Source organism: Vibrio sp. A8-1 (assembly GCF_013048685.1).
Lineage (GTDB): Bacteria > Pseudomonadota > Gammaproteobacteria > Enterobacterales > Vibrionaceae > Vibrio > Vibrio metschnikovii.
In genome coordinates this window covers 1-1,473 of sequence record NZ_VHTC01000087.1, presented here as the reverse complement: position 1 = coordinate 1,473, position 1,473 = coordinate 1, and the positions used below count along the sequence as shown (strand labels likewise).

The window sequence follows — 1,473 nt, the reverse complement described above, 5'->3', positions numbered from 1 at the left end:
TATAGAATTGTTTCAAGTGGTTTAAGTAAAAAGAAGCAGGCTGAATTAGGGATTCTGTGTCAATCTGAAACACGCACATAACAAAGCGTTCAAGAGGGATTCGCAACGCGTAGCATTTTCGTTATGCGTTTTTTATTAGTTTTTAGTGCAATGCGGTGAGTTGGTCGTTGCGTTACTCACCCCTTAACGCGGCGTTAGCCGACATCAGAATGTTGAGTTATGGAGAATAAAGTGAATATAAGGAAAGCGATCAAGCAAGACTCTGATAAGTTACTAGAACTTATTGCACACAAAGCCGAGTTTGATCGAAGTATGAAAGGATTTAATGGTGAAATCTCTACGACCAAAGAGAAGATTGAACGTACTTTATTTGGTGATTATCCGTTTGCTCATGCTTTGCTATTAGAAGTCGATGGGGAAGTTCAGGGATTCGCTTTATTTCATTACCGTTATTCTTCTTTTCGTGGTGAGCCTTCAATTTGGCTTGATGACTTACTAGTTATTGGTGAGCATCGGTCAAAGGGATACGGTGCTAAACTTATGCATGCATTGAAAATGGAAGCTAAAAGTTCATTAACTTCTCATATTTCATGGACAGCTAGCCCATACAACGTAAGAGCACACGAGTTCTACAAGAAGTTAGGAGCAGCAGTTGAACGAATGGATGGTCTTCGTCCGTATTTTAATTGGGTAATGTACGGCTAACAAACGCTTCAAGAGGGACTTCCAACGCGCGGCATTTTTATTATGCGTTGATTTCAGTGGTTTTAGTGTTATGCGGAAACTTGGTAGTAGCGTTGTCAGCCCCTTAAGCGGGCGTTATGTTTACTCGGCTAAAGTTCAAATCGGAGAATATTGTGAATTTAGAAAGTATCCATCATGTAGCGATTATTTGCTCAGATTATCAACGATCTAAGTCATTTTACACGGAAATATTAGGTCTTAAGATCCTTGCCGAAAATTATCGAGAAAGCCGAGATTCATATAAATTAGATTTAGCGTTACCAAATGGTGGACAAATTGAGCTGTTTTCTTTTCCAGAGCCACCGCCTAGATTAAGTAATCCAGAATCTCAAGGTTTAAGGCATTTAGCGTTTGTTGTTAACTCAGTGGAATCGACAGCTAACGAGTTACAATCACATGGAATTGATGTTGAGCCAATTCGAGTTGATGAATTTACAGGTAAACGATTCACCTTTTTTAAAGATCCAGATGGTTTGCCCTTAGAGTTGTACGAAAAATAAACATAACAAGGCGTTCAAGAGGGATTCGCAACGCGTGGCATTTTCGTTATGCTTTGATTTTATTAGTTTTTAGTGCAATGCGGTTAGTTGGTAGTTGCGTTGCTCACCCCTTAACGCGGCGTTATGCTTTATTGAGCCTCAGCAAAATCAATATATAAATTTTAATGGGAAAACTTAGTCTGATTTAGAAATTTTCGTATTCTAATTCATTGATATTATGAGTTTATTG

General features: G+C 38.6%; 2 protein-coding genes. Both read left to right on the top strand.

Annotated features, from left to right (window positions below):
* The first annotated feature begins 219 nt into the window (after nt 1-219).
* Nucleotides 220-705, top strand: a complete 486-nt coding sequence (locus FKN93_RS17325) for a GNAT family N-acetyltransferase (protein WP_170905760.1) — start codon at nt 220-222, stop codon at nt 703-705.
* Between the two features lie 152 nt (nt 706-857).
* Nucleotides 858-1,244, top strand: coding sequence for a VOC family protein (locus FKN93_RS17320; RefSeq protein WP_308170295.1), 387 nt, complete (start codon nt 858-860; stop codon nt 1,242-1,244).
* Nucleotides 1,245-1,473: the final 229 nt, after the last annotated feature.

What these genes read in the sequence shown, in the direction of transcription:
- FKN93_RS17325 (WP_170905760.1), top strand. Translation starts at nt 220, where the DNA reads ATGGAGAATAAAGTGAATATAAGGAAAGCGATCAAGCAAGACTCTGAT.